A 13,883-nucleotide genomic window follows, 5' to 3' on the forward strand; every position below is an offset into this window, starting at 1 on the left:
TCTGTTTGATCAACGACCGACCGGGGCTCAACGTTCCGGCGTTTCGCCGCGCTCGTCCCATTGTTCGTCCTCTTCACCGCTCCCAAGGCCCAGCGCCTCGAGGAGGGGATTTCGGGCGAACCAGACCACTACGGCAGCCAGCAAGGCGGCCAGCGCGCCTTTGTTGTCCTCGGCGACTTCTACGGCTTCCTCGTAGAGGTCCATCGCGCCTTCAGTCATGCGGTCCATGGCGCGTTCGCCCAGGCCTTTATGGGCGAAATCGGCCTTGATGTGCTCGATATCGGCTTCGACCAGCGCCCGCGCGGAGTCGCGCAGATACTTGTCCTCGAGCATGCGCGTCCTGCGATCACTCATCGGCGCCATCCGAAAAAGCATCGCGAATGTCGTCGATCCGCCCCTTGAGGAGGCGAAGGAGGACGACGCCGAAGACGATCAGGAGGATTGTCACCACCGCTGTGGCGCCCCAAGGGCCCAGCAATGGCATCAAGGCGATCACGGCGCCTACCGTGAAAGCAATCAGCGCTAGGTGGAAAACGCCAAAGGCGCCAAGCGCGATGGCAATGGCGCCTTTTAAGCGGTTGGCGGTGAAGCCCGCGCGGCTCTTCTGGAAGGCGACCTCTGCCTCGGCATAGGTCTTGCCATCCTCCAGCAGCGCAAGAATGTCGTCGGTCAGGGAAGGACCCGGGTCACCGTAGTCCTCCTCCTCGGGCTCGTAATCGTCGGGCAGGTCGAGCGGACCTTCATACTCCGCCCGTTCCTGCATTTCACTGTCCATTATCGAGCCCCCGACCCTAGTTTCTTAGCGGCGGAATAGGCGCGAAAGCAGGAATCCTGCAACCGCTGCGATGCCAATTGCCGTGCCCGGGCTTTTGCGGACGAACTCGCGGCCGTCTTCGACGAGGTCGTCGACGCTCTTTTCGTCGAGCTTGCGAGCATAATCGTCCAGCGCGGTCGAGGCGCTGCGAGCATACTCGCCATACTTGGCGCCAAGCTTCTCATCGACCTGGTGGGCGTTCTCGGTGATCGTACGGCTGAGCGAACGAAGGCCTTCGCTGGTCTTGACCTTGCCCTCGGTAGCAAGTTCCTTGCTCTTCACGCGGGCATCTGCGCCGTACGCCTTCGCTTCGGCGACCCAGTCTTCGCCCTTGCCTTTGGCCTGGCCGCGATAGGCGGCTGCGCGTTCGCGGCCTTCAGCCTTCAGCGCCGCGGCGCCAGCCTTGGCTTCCTCGAGCGCGGCGTTGAAGCGGCTCTTGGCTTCGGTGCGGTGGTCGGCGGTGGGTTCGGTGTCGGTTACAGTGTTGGTCACGGGGGTCATCTCCTTGGCGGTAGCGGTCTTGGCCACGGTCTTGCGCGGCTTCTTCGCGGTGCTGGATTTCTTTGCGGTGGTGGTTTTGCGCTTCTTGGGAGCGCCAGATGCGGGGGTTTCTGCCATTGCTCTCGTCCTTGCCCTCAATTCGTATTCATTTCCCGGCGCTTGGAAGAAACCGGGTCTTCTATGGTGCAACGCAACTTGCGCGCCGATGTTCCGGCGAATAGAGCGCTTTCCAGCCCTCGATCTGGGGGTGTTCTAGCGAATTACAACACCTGCCATTGGAGTTCACCGTTCCATGACCGCAATCATCGACATCCACGCCCGCGAAATCCTCGACAGCCGGGGCAATCCCACGGTCGAAGTCGATGTGCTGCTGGAAGACGGAAGTTTCGGCAGGGCAGCAGTGCCTTCGGGCGCCTCGACCGGCGCGCACGAGGCGGTGGAACTGCGCGATGGCGACATGGGTCGTTATCTCGGCAAGGGCGTCACCAAGGCGGTCGATGCGGTCAACACAGAGATCCGCGACCTGCTGGTGGGCAATTTCGATGCGGAGGACCAGCGCGATATCGACCACTCCATGATCGCGCTCGACGATACACCCAACAAGGGCCGTCTCGGCGCGAACGGCATCCTCGGAGTGAGCATGGCGACGGCCAAGGCAGCGGCCAACGCGCGCGGCCTTCCGCTCTACAGCTACATCGGCGGCGTTTCGGCACATGTCCTGCCGGTTCCCATGATGAACATCATCAATGGCGGCGAGCATGCCGACAACCCGATCGACATCCAGGAATTTATGGTGATGCCGGTGGGTGCGGACAGCCTCGCCGAAGCGGTTCGCTGGGGTGCGGAGATCTTCCACACGCTGAAGAAGAAGCTGCACGAGAAAGGCCTCGCAACCGCTGTAGGGGACGAGGGCGGCTTTGCTCCGGACCTCGCGAGCACACGCGATGCGCTCGACTTCATCATGGCCTCCATCGAGCAGGCAGGGTTCAAGCCGGGCGATGACGTAATGCTCGCACTCGACTGCGCCTCGACCGAGTTCTTCAAGGACGGGAAATACGAGATCTCGGGCGAGAACCTCTCGCTCAACGGTCACGAAATGGCCGAATATCTCGACAAGCTGTGCCGCGACTATCCGATCCGCTCGATCGAGGACGGAATGGCCGAGGACGATTTCGAGGGCTGGAAGGCACTCACCGATCGCATCGGCAAGCCAGTGCAGCTTGTCGGTGACGACCTCTTCGTCACCAATCCGCAGCGCCTGCGTGAAGGTATCGACCAGGGTCTGGCGAATTCGCTTTTGGTGAAGGTCAACCAGATCGGCACGCTTACCGAAACGCTCGATGCGGTCGCGATTGCCAACCGGGCAAGCTACACCGCCGTCATGTCGCACCGCTCCGGCGAAACCGAGGATGCGACCATCGCCGATCTCGCGGTCGCGACCAACTGCGGTCAGATCAAGACCGGGTCGCTTGCGCGCTCGGACCGCCTCGCGAAGTACAACCAGTTGATCCGTATCGAGGAGGAGCTGGGCGACAGCGCTTTCTACGCGGGACGCGACTGCTTCGGAAAGATCGTCTGCTGAGGCGCTAGCCCTTTGCCCGGTTCTTCGGGTGGAACCAGTATTGCCACACGCCCCATGCGTTGATGAGCAACAGCAGGCCGTTCATCGCGGCCAGTGGCATCGCGTCTTCGCCCAAGCCGATGTAGATCCACAGCGCCGATACGAAACAAAACAGGACGAAGCCCCATGCGGTTGCCCGTCGCCCGAGATCGAATGCGATCATCGAGGCGGCGGCAACGGTGCCGATGGATGCGATCCATTCGAGCGGGCCGTTCATGATCGTAGTGTTCCCATGATTGCCACGACGTTTCGGGGAAGCTAGCGTTCCGAAATTGTCCTTTGTGGGAGAGGGGCTTGGCCGGATTTCCTGCCCATCCAGATGACCTGACGCCCGAGTGGCTTTCCGATGCTCTCGGCGCAAAGGTTGAGAGTTTGCGCTGGGAGCCTATCGGCACCGGGCAGGTCGGTGACAGCGTTCGAATTTTCGTCGAGAGCGCAGGCTTGCCCAGGACGTTCGCAGGGAAGTTCCCTGCTGCCGATCCTGCCAGCCGGGGCACCGCGACCATGTTCGGCCTCTATCGCAAGGAAGTCGAGTTCTACCGGCAAGCCGCGCCGAAGCTCGATGTCCGGGCTCCGAAGGTATATTTTGCCGATGTGTCCGATGACGGCGGTGAGTTCTGCCTTATCTTTGAGGATCTGGGACCGGCGCGGCAGGGCGACCAGATAGCCGGTTGCGGCATCGACGATGCGCGGGCGGCCATCCGGCAGGCGGCGGCGATTCACGCACCCAGTTGGGGCAGGGCGGAGATCCTGGAAGCTGGATGGATACAGCCCCCTGAGAATCTCGGTGCGACCGTGGGCGGGATGTATCCGCAGGCCCAGGCCCAGTTTCGCGAACGCTATCGAGACGTGCTGGAACCCGAATTCATGCAGCTTTGCGAAGGGCTGGCAGATCGGGCGAACAGCTATTTCGTCCGTGATGCCAAGCCGAAATGCCTCGTCCACGGCGATTTCCGCCTCGACAACATGCTGTTCGACATCTTGGACGGCGAAGAGCCGATAGCCGTGCTGGACTGGCAGACCGTGACGATCGGCAGTCCCATGAACGACGTGGGATACTTTCTCGGCTGCGGGATCGGGCAACTTGGGCTCAACCATGAGGACGAACTGCTGGATCTCTACTACGTGGAGATGGCTGGACGCGGCGTTTCACTCTCGCACGAAGACATGCAGCGCGACTACCGGCTTGGTATCTTGCACGGCGTATCCACCGCCGTTTTCAGCGCGGCCTTTGTCGAGCGCACTCCCCGGGGAGACGAGAATTTCCTGTCGATGGCACGCGGAGCTTGCGCATTGGCGCTCCGCCATGACAGCTTGTCGGTATTGGAGGAGACCTGAGCATGGCACTGTCCAAGGGCGACGATTATCCCATCCACCAGACCTCCGAGCCGGTTGCCTATGCCGGTACCGATCGCAACTTCTACGACCGCTATTTCTTCAACGGCTACGCGCCCGACGGTGGCGGCTTCTTCGCCATGGCTTTCGGAGTCTACCCGCATCTCGATATTGCCGATGCGCACTTCAGTTTTATCCGGGGCGGCACTCAGTACTGCCTGCACGCCAGCGCCGAGTTGGGTATGGAGCGCATGGGCATGCGCGTGGGGCCGATAAGGCTCGAAGTGATCGAACCGCTCCACGCGCTCAAGGTCACCATCGAAGAGTCCGACGGGATCGCCGGAGAGTTCACCTTCACTGGCCGTGCCTTCCCGATCGAGGAGCCGCGTTTCATCCATCGCATCGGTCCGCGGGCCTTCATGGACTACACGCGGATGACACAGAATGGCCACTACGAGGGTTGGCTCTCGCTCGATGGCGAAAAACACGAGATGGTCGATGGCACCGCCGGCACGCGCGATCGCAGCTGGGGCGTAAGACCAATCGGCGCGCGTGATCCGCAGCCCATACCCGGCGCGCCTGCACCGAGCTTTTTCTGGCAATGGACGCCGATCAGTTTCGGTGACGGAAGCCTCTTCTTCCACGTGAACAACGACACACATGGCAAGGCCTGGAACACGCGGGCCGCCTGGGCGCCCGATGGCGCAGATGCCCGCGATCTTGCCGAAGGACACGGGAGCATGCGCACTCGATTACTGCCGGAGACCCGCTGGCCGGCGGGCGGGACCTTGTCGCTGGCACTAAAGGGTGCGCCCGAGCAGGTGACTTTCGAACCGCTCGACCGGTTCCAGATGAAAGGGCTGGGCTACACGCACCCGGAATGGGGGCATGGCATGCACCACGGTCCGCTAAGGGTCGCGCGGGAGGATTATGACCTTGCGAGCCTCGATGCCCTGGCGATGGACAATCTGCATGTGCAAACGCTCGTCCGCGCAACCGGCAGCGACGGGCGCGAGGGTATCGGGGTGTTCGAACAGCTCATCCTTGGGCCCTTCGCGCCGTTGGGCCTCGAAGGATATGGCGACGGAGCGGATTAGTCCGCAATAACGAGGCGATAGCCTGCGTCGTAAGAATCGAGACCGTGCAATAAGGAATAGCGCTGGTTCCACGCGCCACTTTCTATGTCGTCGCCAAGCCGCCGGAGGCCATCCTCCACGCCGTCGAGCGCCCAGAAACTCGAACTCCCGGACCGTAGATGCGGATCTAGATAGGCCTCGGGGCGATCCCAATAGGCATAGAGAAAGCCGTCGCTGCAGGCTTTGGGGACCGGCACCGTCTCCGTGCGGATAGTGCCGAGCCACTTTGCGTAATTCTCCATTGGGGGCATGACCCTTCCGTCGAGCTCAGCAAGCTGGGGGAGATAATCGGTAAGCCATGGGCGTGCAGCGGGATCGAAAGTCAACAGCACTACTGGCCCGGCTGACACGCGACGCATTTCGGCAAGGCCCTCTGGCTGGTCGCCCCAATGATGGATGGTCAGGATCGCCATGGCAGCATCGAAGGAGTTGTCCTCGAATGGTAGCGCCTCGGCGCTCGCCTGCACTGCGCGAGCGGCACCTTCGGGCCGCTTGGCGATCATCTCGGCGGAGGGTTCGACCGCCACGATTGACCGATCATCCGGTTCATAGGATCCGGTTCCTGCCCCGACGTTTACGACGCTTCTTGCATCGCCAAGAGCTCGGCGGATCTGCGCGGCGATACGCGGGTCGGGCTTGCGCAACTCGGCGTAGTTCACCCCGATCCGGTCATATTTCGCCGCCATGGATCAGCCCGCGAAACGGCCTTGGAGATCGAGCAGGGCCAGCGCGGCCTTGGCTGCCTCGCCACCCTTGTCCTTCTTCGAAGGATCGGCGCGCACAAGCGCCTGTTCCTCGTTCTCGACCGTGATGATGCCATTGCCGATCGCGATGCCGTCCATGGTGAGCGCCATGATGCCGCGCGCGCTTTCGCCCGCGACGATCTCGAAGTGGTAGGTTTCGCCGCGGATCACTACGCCGATGGCCACAAAGCCGTCGTATCGGCCTGTTTCGGCTGCCATGGCAATCGCGCCGGGGATCTCGAGCGCGCCCGGGACGGTCAGAACCTCGACCGAATGGCCTTCCGTCTCCAGCGCAGCCTTTGCGCCAGCAACCAGCATGTCGTTCAGGTGATCGTAGAAACGTGCTTCGACGATGAGGAAATTGGCCATGTGACTTACTCCGGGATCGGCATGTGATCGACGATATTAAGGCCATAGCCTTCGATCGCCACGACATTGGGCTGTGAATTGCTGAGCAGGATCATGTCTTCGACACCCATGTCGGCAAGGATCTGCGATCCGATCCCGACATTGCGCTCGGCCTCGCTCTCGCCATAGCCTTGGGCGGGGCGGCCGGTAATGATGACAATCACGCCCGAGCCGTGCTCGCCAACTGCCTGCATCGCGCGCTGGAGCGTGCGCTTGCGCGGTCCGGGCTTGCCCAGCACGTCGTCGAAGATCGAGATCGGGTGGACGCGGGTGAGGGTGGGCTGGCCTTCCTTCACCTCGCCCTTCTGCAGGACATAACTTTCGCTCCCGTCGACCGTGTTGCGGTAGGTCAGCATTTTCCAGCTGCCGCCATAGTCGGAATCGAAGGTGTCCTCGGCGATGCGTTCGACTAGATGATCGTGGCGCATGCGGTATTCGATGAGGTCACGAATCGTGCCGATTTTCATGTCGTGCTTGCGCGCGAATGCGACGAGGTCATCGAGGCGGGCCATTGTCCCGTCGTCCTTCATGATCTCGCAGATCACGCCGGAGGGATTGAGACCGGCAAGGCGTGAGATATCGACCGCAGCCTCGGTATGGCCGGCGCGAACCAGCACCCCGCCGTCGCGTGCGGTAAGGGGGAAGACATGGCCGGGGGTGACGATGTCGTCGGGGCCCTTGGTGGGGTCGATGGCAACCGAGACCGTGCGCGAGCGGTCGGCTGCGCTGATGCCGGTGGTGACGCCCGTCTTGGCCTCGATAGAGGTCGTGAAGGCGGTCTGCATGCTTTCGCGATTGTCGCGACTCATGGGTTCGAGGCCGAGTGCCTTCACGCGCTTGCTGTCGAGCGAGAGGCAGATCAGGCCTCGACCGTGCGTCGCCATGAAGTTGATCGCATTGGGAGTCGCCATTTGCGCTGGGATGACGAGGTCGCCTTCATTCTCGCGATCCTCGTCATCGACCAGGATGAACATGCGGCCGTTGCGCGCTTCGTCGATGATTTCTTCGGCACCGACGATCACCGGCGTATCGTCATTCGCATCGAGAAAGCTCTCCAACTTGCCGAGCGTTTCGGCAGTGGGATTCCAGCTGTCCTCGGTGCAATCGCGCAGCGTATTGGCGTGAAGCCCGGCAGCGCGGGCAAGGCCGGCACGGGTCATCAGACCATTGCCGACGAGGGTGCGAACTTTCTCGATAGTGTTCATGGCCGCGCCGGTATCACATCATAATGTGATACGCAAATAGGATCACGACAGAATGTGATGCATTATCGCGAGTGTGCGGCTGCCACGACCAGAAGTTTGCTATGCCTGTGGGAGATTTGGTGGACGCACTAGGGCTCGAACCTAGGACCCGCTGATTAAGAGTCAGCTGCTCTACCAACTGAGCTATGCGTCCACACTCACGGTCTGTTTCCGCGATCTCGCCCGGTGGTGCGGGCGTTCCCCGACTCGGGGAGGCGCTCATATAGCGGCTGTTTCGCCGATTGAAAGTGCTAATCGTGCCTTCAGGCGGCCGTGCGTCGCCGAAGGCTGTCGAGGCCTCCGTCGCGCAAGTGGATCGTAGCGCCGAAAGGATCGCTAGGATTGTCGTCGATCCGCACGATCCGGCCATACTCCAAGGTCCTGAGAGCGGCGAATGCTTCGTGCAGGGCCAGACCCGTGAGACGATGAATGTCCCACACCGTGGTCTCTTCCTCCTCCAGCGCACGCCGGCAAAGTGTCAGGAGGACGTCTTGGCAAGCTCCGTCGCCCGCATGTCGCGCCAGTTCTTCACACTCCAGGAGTGCTTGGGCATCGTTTTTGGTGCCTTCGGAGAGGCGGCGTGGTGCGACCACTTGGGGGACCCTTTTTGCATCACAAGCGCCTCTCATCTCGCCTGGGAATCGTGTTTGGACTGCACATAAAGCGGTTTCTGGAGTATGGTAGTCACGCACTTGGGGGACATGCCTTACGGACTACGAAAAATGCAGAACTTTGCGGCACATATCGAACAGATGGAGGATTCGGAGGCGATCCTCGAGTTCGTATGTGAAAAGTGCCGCGAAGCCGGTGCAGATGGTTTCAGCTACCATTTCACACCGATTTTCGAGTCCGCCACATCCCGCAACACCCTTGTCTGGGCGAGACACGCACCTTCCGAACTTCAGGCGCGCTATTTCTCGGAAGGCTTTCGCGAGATCAATCCGGTGCCGAAGCTTGCGATCGAGAGCGGGCCGATCATGACGTCGAGCAAGGCGAGGGAGCTTGGGAAAGACGACCCGATGGCGGAGGAATTCTTCCGCTTCTTCGACGAGATCGGTATCGAGCACTGGGCGGGCTTCCACCTTTTCGGCCCTCGTGCTCGCAATGCCCTTGCAGCACTGACCTTCGAGAAGGACGTCGATGAGCTGGAGCCCGGCACGCTCACGCACATCCATTCCATGCTCCAGGCAGGGCATTTTAGAATCTGCGCTATCATTGGGTCGGCAGACCGCGAGGTTTCCTTGTCGGAGCGCGAGAAGGAGGTCCTCAAGGGGATTGGTACCGGAAAGTCGGCGATGGAGGTGGCAAGGATGCTGAAGATTTCGCCCGAGACGGTGAAGACTTACACGAAGCGCATCTACGACAAGCTCGAGACACACGACCGGGTTACGGCGACGGTTCGGGCGCTGAAGCTGGGGCTAGTCGAGCTATAGGGTCTAGCTGGCGATCAGCCCGGTTCGTGGCTGCTTCAGGTTCCATCGATGGATCATCATCAGCACGCCGATGCAGATCATGTTCGTCATCATCGAACTGCCGCCGTGACTGATGAAGGGCAGGGGGATACCGACAACCGGTGCGAACCCCATGACCATCAACAGGTTGATGGCGACGTAGAAGAAGATCGTCGCGGTCATACCTGCAGCCACGAGCTTGGAGAAGCGGTCGTTGGCAGCCCTTGCGACACGCAAGCCCCAGGTGAGGATGATCCCGAAGCATCCAAGGACGAACAAGCCCCCGGCGAACCCCCATTCCTCTGCCATAGTCGCGAAAACGAAATCGGTGTGCGGCTCCGGCAGGTAATTGAGATGGCTTTGCGAGCCTTCGTTGAAGCCCTTGCCGAACAATCCGCCCGATCCGATCGCGATCTTGGACTGGGTAATCTGGTAGCCGTCGCCCAGTGGATCGTTTTCAGGATCGAGGAAGGTCAGCACGCGCTTTTGCTGGTAATCCTGCAAGCCGAAGAAGAAGGCGACTGGCGCCATCGCGAGGCCGGCTATCCCTGCCCCTATGAACCAGCGCAAGGGAAGCCCGGCGAGGAACATGACCACAAACCCGCCGAAGGCGATGGCGAGCGATGTGCCGAGATCCGGTTGCAGCAGGACGAAAGCGATTGGCGTAAGGATGATCCCCGCGGCGGGCATCAGCGCGCGCCAGCTCGGCACCATGCCAACGGGGAGATGGCCATAGTAATGTGCCACGGCCATGACGGCGGCAGGCTTCATAAGTTCGGAAGGCTGGATACGGATCGGACCCGCTTCGAGCCAACGCTGGCTGCCACCGCCGACCTGACCGACGATCTCGACTGCAATCAGCATCAGCAGGATCACGATATAGGCAGGATAGGTCAGCAGCTCGACCAGATCCTTCCCGAACCGCGAGATCACCACCGCCATGACGAAGAAGATGCCGAAGCGCAGCAGGTGCGACTTGGCGTAGGCGTCGAAATTCCCGGCAGCGGCGGATGTCAGCACCAATGCGCCGAATATGATCAGCCCGAATAGGGGGAACAGCATCATCCATGGCTGGCGTGCGACGGGTGCGGGGACGATGCCGCTCATTGATTGTTGCGCCCGAGATTGTCGGTTTCCGAAGTTGGCGCGCGCGATCCTTCGTTCTCTACGCCAACGGGACGCTGGGCGAATTCCTCTGCCTGGCGCTGTGCCAGCCGGGCTTCGGCTTCGACCTGATCGAAAATCTGTTCGCTACGCTGCGGTACAGGTTGTACCACCTCGCCGGCAGCAGCGGCATAGGCGCGATACTTGGCGTCGAGCCTTTGCTGCGCGGTCCCGCCCCATTGCTCTTCTAGAGGACGCAGGGCTTCCAAGCCTTTCGCTGGATCGAAAAGGTAGGTCATGACGTCGCGCGCGATGGGATAGGCAGCGCCCGAACCGCCGCCATGCTCGATCACGACGGCACCCGCATATTTCGGTTTGTCGAATGGCGCGAAGAACACGAACAGACCGTGGTCGCGATACTTCCACGGGCCGGTCTTGCCATCCGAGATACTGAGCGAGACGACCTGTGCCGTACCGGTCTTCCCCGCCATCAACACGTTCTCAAGGGGAAGTCGGGCGCGGCCAGCGGTGCCGGGACCGTTGACCGTATCGCTCATCGCTTGCCGGACATAGTCGATCTGTTCCGGGGTGAAAGCGAAGTGCTCGAACTCTCGGACAGGTTCATCCATGCGCAGGCGCGGGACGACACGATCCCCGGTGGCGAGCCGGGCGGCCATGACGGCAAGCTGCAGGGGGTTGGTGAGGTAGTACCCTTGCCCGATCGACGAGTTCACAGTGTCGTAGGGCTGCCATTCGGTTTCAAATTTGCGCCGTTTCCATGCGGGATCGGGCACCGTCCCGTAAAATTGGCTGATGACCGGCAGATCGAACTCTTCGCCCAGGCCCATCTTGTGAGCCCATTCGGCAACCTTCTCGAAGCCTACCTGCTGGGCGAAGTGATAGAAATAGCTGTCGCAGCTCTGGTAGATCGCCTTGGCCATGTCGACCCGGCCGTGGTTGCTCCAGCAGTTGAAGAAGCGGTTGCCGACCCGGCGACCGCCATTGCACATGATCGACTCTTCCGGCTTCACACCGGCGTCGAGGAAGGCCATGCAATGCATTGGTTTTACGGTCGAACCCGGCGGATAGAGGCCTTTGAGAACCTTGTTGCGCAGCGGCACACGCTCATCGTCGCGCAGCATCGAATATTCGACGCGGCCGATCCCGGCAGAGAAACTGTTCGGGTCGAAGCTGGGCATGGAGGACATGCAGAGAATGTCGCCCGTCTCGCAGTCGAGCACGACGCAGGATCCGCTCTCAAGGCCGATCCGGCGCGCGGCATAGTCCTGCAACGGCCCGTCGATGGTGAGCCTTACGGGGGCGCCCTGTCTATCTTCGCGCGTTTCCAGATCCCGCACGATGCGGCCCGAAGCGGTCACCTCGACACGCCGGGCGCCTGGTTCGCCCTGCAACTCGTCTTCGAACTGGGCTTCGAGTGCATCCTTGCCGATCTTGTAGCCCGGTGTGATCAGGATAGGATCGGGTCGTTCCTCATACTCCTCGGCAGAGGCGGGTCCGACATAACCGATCAGGTGGCCAACGCTGGGGCCGGTCGGATAGAAGCGGGAGAAGCCGCGCTGCGGTACCACACCCGGCAGATCGGGGAGCCTAACGCTGATGGCCGCGAATTGTTCGTAGTCGAGGCCAGTCGCCACCTCGATAGGCTGGAATCCGCGCGCATCCTCGATATTGGCGGAGATGTCGGCGACATTGTTTGCCGTGAGCCCAAGGATTTCCGCCAGAGCCGCAAGGGTCGCTTCCGGATCGCGCATGCGTTCGGGGATGACGTCGACGCGGAAGTCGGCCCTGTTCGAAGCGAGCGGGGCGCCGTTGCGGTCGAGGATCCAGCCCCTGCGCGGGGGGATCAACGACAGATTGACCCTGTTGCTCTCGCTTTCGAGCACCCAGCGTTCGTTCTCCGCGATGGCGATATAGGCCATGCGTGCGGCGAGGATGGTGCCGATTCCGCCCATTCCGGCGCCGATCACGAAGGAGCGGCGGTTGAAAGCGTTCTCCAGCGTGGTCTGGCTCACCAGCTCGCGGGGTTTCGTACCCGTTCGCCGCTTCCTGAACAGTCCCATCAAACCCGCTTCCAGCGCCATAGGCGCCACAGGTCGAGACGCGCGACGACGCGCGAGATAATGGGAAAGAGAAGGAGCGTCAGCACGAGTTGCGGCCCGAGTGCGATAAGCGAAAAGAGTGTGGGGCTCGCACCAGACAATAACCAGCCTGAACCAAGGTAGAATGCGCCGAGGAGGACGGCTGCAATCCAGTCCTGCCAGAACGATCGCCAGGGCAGGCGGGCGTCGAGCACTTCGATTGTTAGCATGGTGAGCGACCAGGTCAGCAGCGCAAAGCCGAAAGGTTGGCCGTTGTAGAGGTCATCGAAAATTCCGAGCGGGATACCCGCCCAGACGGGCAGAAGGCCGGGGCGCACAAGTCGCCAGCCGAGCAGCATGAGATAGCCGATCGGGGGCACAAGGGGCAGTGCTGCCGCGATGAAGAAGATCGGCAGTATGCTCCCGAGCATGATCGAGGCCCAGGGAACGATATTCGCAACAACCGGCGAGTGCGAACGATTGAGGCGGCTGCCGTATGCGTCACTGCGCGCGCGCGGATCGATCCGCTCCATCAGTCGCCCAGCTCCTCTTCGATCGGAGTGGTAGCGCCAAGCGCTGCCTCAGGCTCGAAGATCGGTTCTACCGCGACGTAATCGGTGGCCGCGGGATCGCTGACGATACGCGCAAGGCCGCCGTCGTCGGTGAGTTCGGTGACAATGGCTACGGCGATACCCGGAGGGTAATACCCACCCGCACCGCTGGTGACGAACAGGTCGCCGGGTTGCAGCGGGTTGATGCCGAGATTGATGAGCTTGATGCGTAGCAGGCTGTCGCCGCGTCCTTCGGCAAAGGCGACCACCTCGTCACCTGCGCGGCGTACCGGCAATACGCTCTCACTGTCGGTCAGCAACAACACGCGCGACGAGAGGCTGCCGGTCTCCAGGATCCGCCCGACCACGCCACGCGAACTACGCACCGGCATGCCGACAGCGACTCCGTCGTCGGTCCCGGCACCGAGATAGGCAAAACGCCGAGTGCTCGACGAGGCAGAGCCGATCAGGCGGGCAACGGCGATCGGCTCGCGGTTTTCCTCCTGCAGGTCGAGCAGGCCCTTGAGGCGTACGTTCTCCTGTCGCACCGCTTCCGCTTCTGCGAGGCGGATACGGGCAAGCTCCATCTCGCGTTTGAGCTCTGCGTTCTTAGAGCCGGCGCGATAGTAGCCCTTGATCGATTCCCACAGCGATTTGCTTTCGGTGCGGGCGACCGCAACCGTTTCGGTTGCAGGAGAGGCTGCATCCTGCGCCGCGCTGCGCGGTCCCCCGAACAGGTCCGGTTGGAAAAAGGAAATACCCAGCAGCACCGCGCCGATGAGCGCGCCGACTCCGGCCACGATGTAGCCGGTGAAGAGGTTGTACTGCGCCCGCTTGGAATAGCTGGAGCGCCGCTGGCTGCTCGGCGCCATTGCC

The 13,883-nt window shown here is 61.7% G+C and carries 16 protein-coding genes and 1 tRNA gene; 4 read left to right on the forward strand and 13 right to left on the reverse strand.

Annotated elements, in window-relative coordinates:
• Positions 1-27: 27 nt before the first annotated feature.
• Genes K3146_RS03575 through K3146_RS03585 form a run of 3 tightly spaced genes read right to left on the reverse strand, consistent with a single transcriptional unit; the run spans position 28 to position 1,432 of the window.
• Positions 28-354, reverse strand: coding sequence for a hypothetical protein (locus K3146_RS03575; RefSeq protein ID WP_221544804.1), 327 nt, complete (start codon positions 352-354; stop codon positions 28-30).
• On the reverse strand, positions 347-775 hold the full coding sequence (locus K3146_RS03580; RefSeq protein WP_221544805.1) for a phage holin family protein: 429 nt from the start codon (positions 773-775) through the stop codon (positions 347-349). Before K3146_RS03580 ends, K3146_RS03575 begins: the two co-directional genes overlap by 8 nt.
• A 24-nt stretch (positions 776-799) precedes the next feature.
• A complete protein-coding gene (locus K3146_RS03585) occupies positions 800-1,432 on the reverse strand; it encodes a hypothetical protein (protein ID WP_221544806.1) in 633 nt (210 codons plus the stop codon).
• 175 nt (positions 1,433-1,607) lie between these two features.
• Between K3146_RS03585 and eno the strand changes: the two genes are divergently transcribed.
• Positions 1,608-2,897: a phosphopyruvate hydratase gene (gene eno, locus K3146_RS03590; RefSeq protein WP_221544807.1), complete on the forward strand. Its 1,290-nt coding sequence runs from the start codon at positions 1,608-1,610 to the stop codon at positions 2,895-2,897.
• Positions 2,898-2,901: 4 nt separating this feature from the next.
• Here eno and K3146_RS03595 read toward each other — a convergent pair whose 3' ends face one another.
• Complete coding sequence (locus K3146_RS03595) at positions 2,902-3,153, reverse strand: hypothetical protein (protein WP_221544808.1); 252 nt, start codon at positions 3,151-3,153, stop codon at positions 2,902-2,904.
• A 77-nt stretch (positions 3,154-3,230) separates the two neighbouring features.
• Here K3146_RS03595 and K3146_RS03600 point away from each other — a divergent pair, with 77 nt between their 5' ends.
• Complete coding sequence (locus tag K3146_RS03600) at positions 3,231-4,274, forward strand: phosphotransferase (RefSeq protein ID WP_247710998.1); 1,044 nt, start codon at positions 3,231-3,233, stop codon at positions 4,272-4,274.
• Between the two features lie 2 nt (positions 4,275-4,276).
• Complete coding sequence (locus K3146_RS03605; protein WP_221544809.1) at positions 4,277-5,368, forward strand: Rv3169 family protein; 1,092 nt, start codon at positions 4,277-4,279, stop codon at positions 5,366-5,368.
• Here the strand turns inward: K3146_RS03605 and K3146_RS03610 are convergent.
• The 5 genes from K3146_RS03610 to K3146_RS03630 all read right to left on the reverse strand — a co-directional run bounded on the left by K3146_RS03610 (position 5,365) and on the right by K3146_RS03630 (position 8,395).
• Positions 5,365-6,093: a class I SAM-dependent methyltransferase gene (locus K3146_RS03610; protein WP_221544810.1), complete on the reverse strand. Its 729-nt coding sequence runs from the start codon at positions 6,091-6,093 to the stop codon at positions 5,365-5,367. The genes K3146_RS03605 and K3146_RS03610 overlap by 4 nt on opposite strands.
• Before the next feature lie 3 nt (positions 6,094-6,096).
• Positions 6,097-6,519, reverse strand: coding sequence for a 6,7-dimethyl-8-ribityllumazine synthase (gene ribH / locus K3146_RS03615; RefSeq protein WP_221544811.1), 423 nt, complete (start codon positions 6,517-6,519; stop codon positions 6,097-6,099).
• Between the two features lie 5 nt (positions 6,520-6,524).
• Positions 6,525-7,763: a 3,4-dihydroxy-2-butanone-4-phosphate synthase gene (ribB, locus tag K3146_RS03620; RefSeq protein ID WP_247710999.1), complete on the reverse strand. Its 1,239-nt coding sequence runs from the start codon at positions 7,761-7,763 to the stop codon at positions 6,525-6,527.
• A 117-nt stretch (positions 7,764-7,880) separates the two neighbouring features.
• A tRNA-Lys gene (locus K3146_RS03625) sits at positions 7,881-7,956 on the reverse strand.
• 109 nt (positions 7,957-8,065) lie between these two features.
• A complete protein-coding gene (locus K3146_RS03630) occupies positions 8,066-8,395 on the reverse strand; it encodes a hypothetical protein (RefSeq protein WP_221544812.1) in 330 nt (109 codons plus the stop codon).
• A gap of 129 nt (positions 8,396-8,524) precedes the next feature.
• Here K3146_RS03630 and K3146_RS03635 point away from each other — a divergent pair, with 129 nt between their 5' ends.
• Positions 8,525-9,235, forward strand: coding sequence for a helix-turn-helix transcriptional regulator (locus tag K3146_RS03635; protein WP_221544813.1), 711 nt, complete (start codon positions 8,525-8,527; stop codon positions 9,233-9,235).
• Between the two features lie 3 nt (positions 9,236-9,238).
• On the opposite strand, the gene rodA is transcribed toward K3146_RS03635, so the two are convergent.
• The 4 genes from rodA to mreC are packed head-to-tail and all read right to left on the reverse strand — an operon-like array spanning position 9,239 to position 13,879.
• The gene (rodA, locus tag K3146_RS03640; RefSeq protein WP_221544814.1) at positions 9,239-10,360 is read right to left on the reverse strand and encodes a rod shape-determining protein RodA; all 1,122 of its coding nucleotides are present in this window, start codon (positions 10,358-10,360) and stop codon (positions 9,239-9,241) included.
• Positions 10,357-12,438, reverse strand: a complete 2,082-nt coding sequence (gene mrdA / locus K3146_RS03645) for a penicillin-binding protein 2 (RefSeq protein ID WP_221544815.1) — start codon at positions 12,436-12,438, stop codon at positions 10,357-10,359. The genes rodA and mrdA overlap by 4 nt, the downstream gene beginning before the upstream one ends.
• Positions 12,438-12,989, reverse strand: coding sequence for a rod shape-determining protein MreD (locus K3146_RS03650; protein ID WP_221544816.1), 552 nt, complete (start codon positions 12,987-12,989; stop codon positions 12,438-12,440). The genes mrdA and K3146_RS03650 overlap by 1 nt, the downstream gene beginning before the upstream one ends.
• Complete coding sequence (gene mreC / locus K3146_RS03655) at positions 12,989-13,879, reverse strand: rod shape-determining protein MreC (protein WP_221544817.1); 891 nt, start codon at positions 13,877-13,879, stop codon at positions 12,989-12,991. The genes K3146_RS03650 and mreC overlap by 1 nt, the downstream gene beginning before the upstream one ends.
• Positions 13,880-13,883 lie beyond the last annotated feature (4 nt).

The organism is Qipengyuania vesicularis (assembly GCF_019711415.1).
GTDB classification, from domain to species: domain Bacteria; phylum Pseudomonadota; class Alphaproteobacteria; order Sphingomonadales; family Sphingomonadaceae; genus Qipengyuania; species Qipengyuania vesicularis.

Bases quoted from the DNA above. Each gene is read 5' to 3' on its own strand.
- K3146_RS03575 (WP_221544804.1), bottom strand. From the start codon at position 354: ATGAGTGATCGCAGGACGCGCATGCTCGAGGACAAGTATCTGCGCGAC.
- K3146_RS03580 (WP_221544805.1), bottom strand. From the start codon at position 775: ATGGACAGTGAAATGCAGGAACGGGCGGAGTATGAAGGTCCGCTCGAC.
- K3146_RS03585 (WP_221544806.1), bottom strand. From the start codon at position 1,432: ATGGCAGAAACCCCCGCATCTGGCGCTCCCAAGAAGCGCAAAACCACC.
- eno (WP_221544807.1), top strand. From the start codon at position 1,608: ATGACCGCAATCATCGACATCCACGCCCGCGAAATCCTCGACAGCCGG.
- K3146_RS03595 (WP_221544808.1), bottom strand. From the start codon at position 3,153: ATGAACGGCCCGCTCGAATGGATCGCATCCATCGGCACCGTTGCCGCC.
- K3146_RS03605 (WP_221544809.1), top strand. From the start codon at position 4,277: ATGGCACTGTCCAAGGGCGACGATTATCCCATCCACCAGACCTCCGAG.
- K3146_RS03610 (WP_221544810.1), bottom strand. From the start codon at position 6,093: ATGGCGGCGAAATATGACCGGATCGGGGTGAACTACGCCGAGTTGCGC.
- ribH (WP_221544811.1), bottom strand. From the start codon at position 6,519: ATGGCCAATTTCCTCATCGTCGAAGCACGTTTCTACGATCACCTGAAC.
- ribB (WP_247710999.1), bottom strand. From the start codon at position 7,763: ATGAACACTATCGAGAAAGTTCGCACCCTCGTCGGCAATGGTCTGATG.
- K3146_RS03635 (WP_221544813.1), top strand. From the start codon at position 8,525: ATGCAGAACTTTGCGGCACATATCGAACAGATGGAGGATTCGGAGGCG.
- rodA (WP_221544814.1), bottom strand. From the start codon at position 10,360: ATGAGCGGCATCGTCCCCGCACCCGTCGCACGCCAGCCATGGATGATG.
- mrdA (WP_221544815.1), bottom strand. From the start codon at position 12,438: ATGGGACTGTTCAGGAAGCGGCGAACGGGTACGAAACCCCGCGAGCTG.
- K3146_RS03650 (WP_221544816.1), bottom strand. From the start codon at position 12,989: ATGGAGCGGATCGATCCGCGCGCGCGCAGTGACGCATACGGCAGCCGC.
- mreC (WP_221544817.1), bottom strand. From the start codon at position 13,879: ATGGCGCCGAGCAGCCAGCGGCGCTCCAGCTATTCCAAGCGGGCGCAG.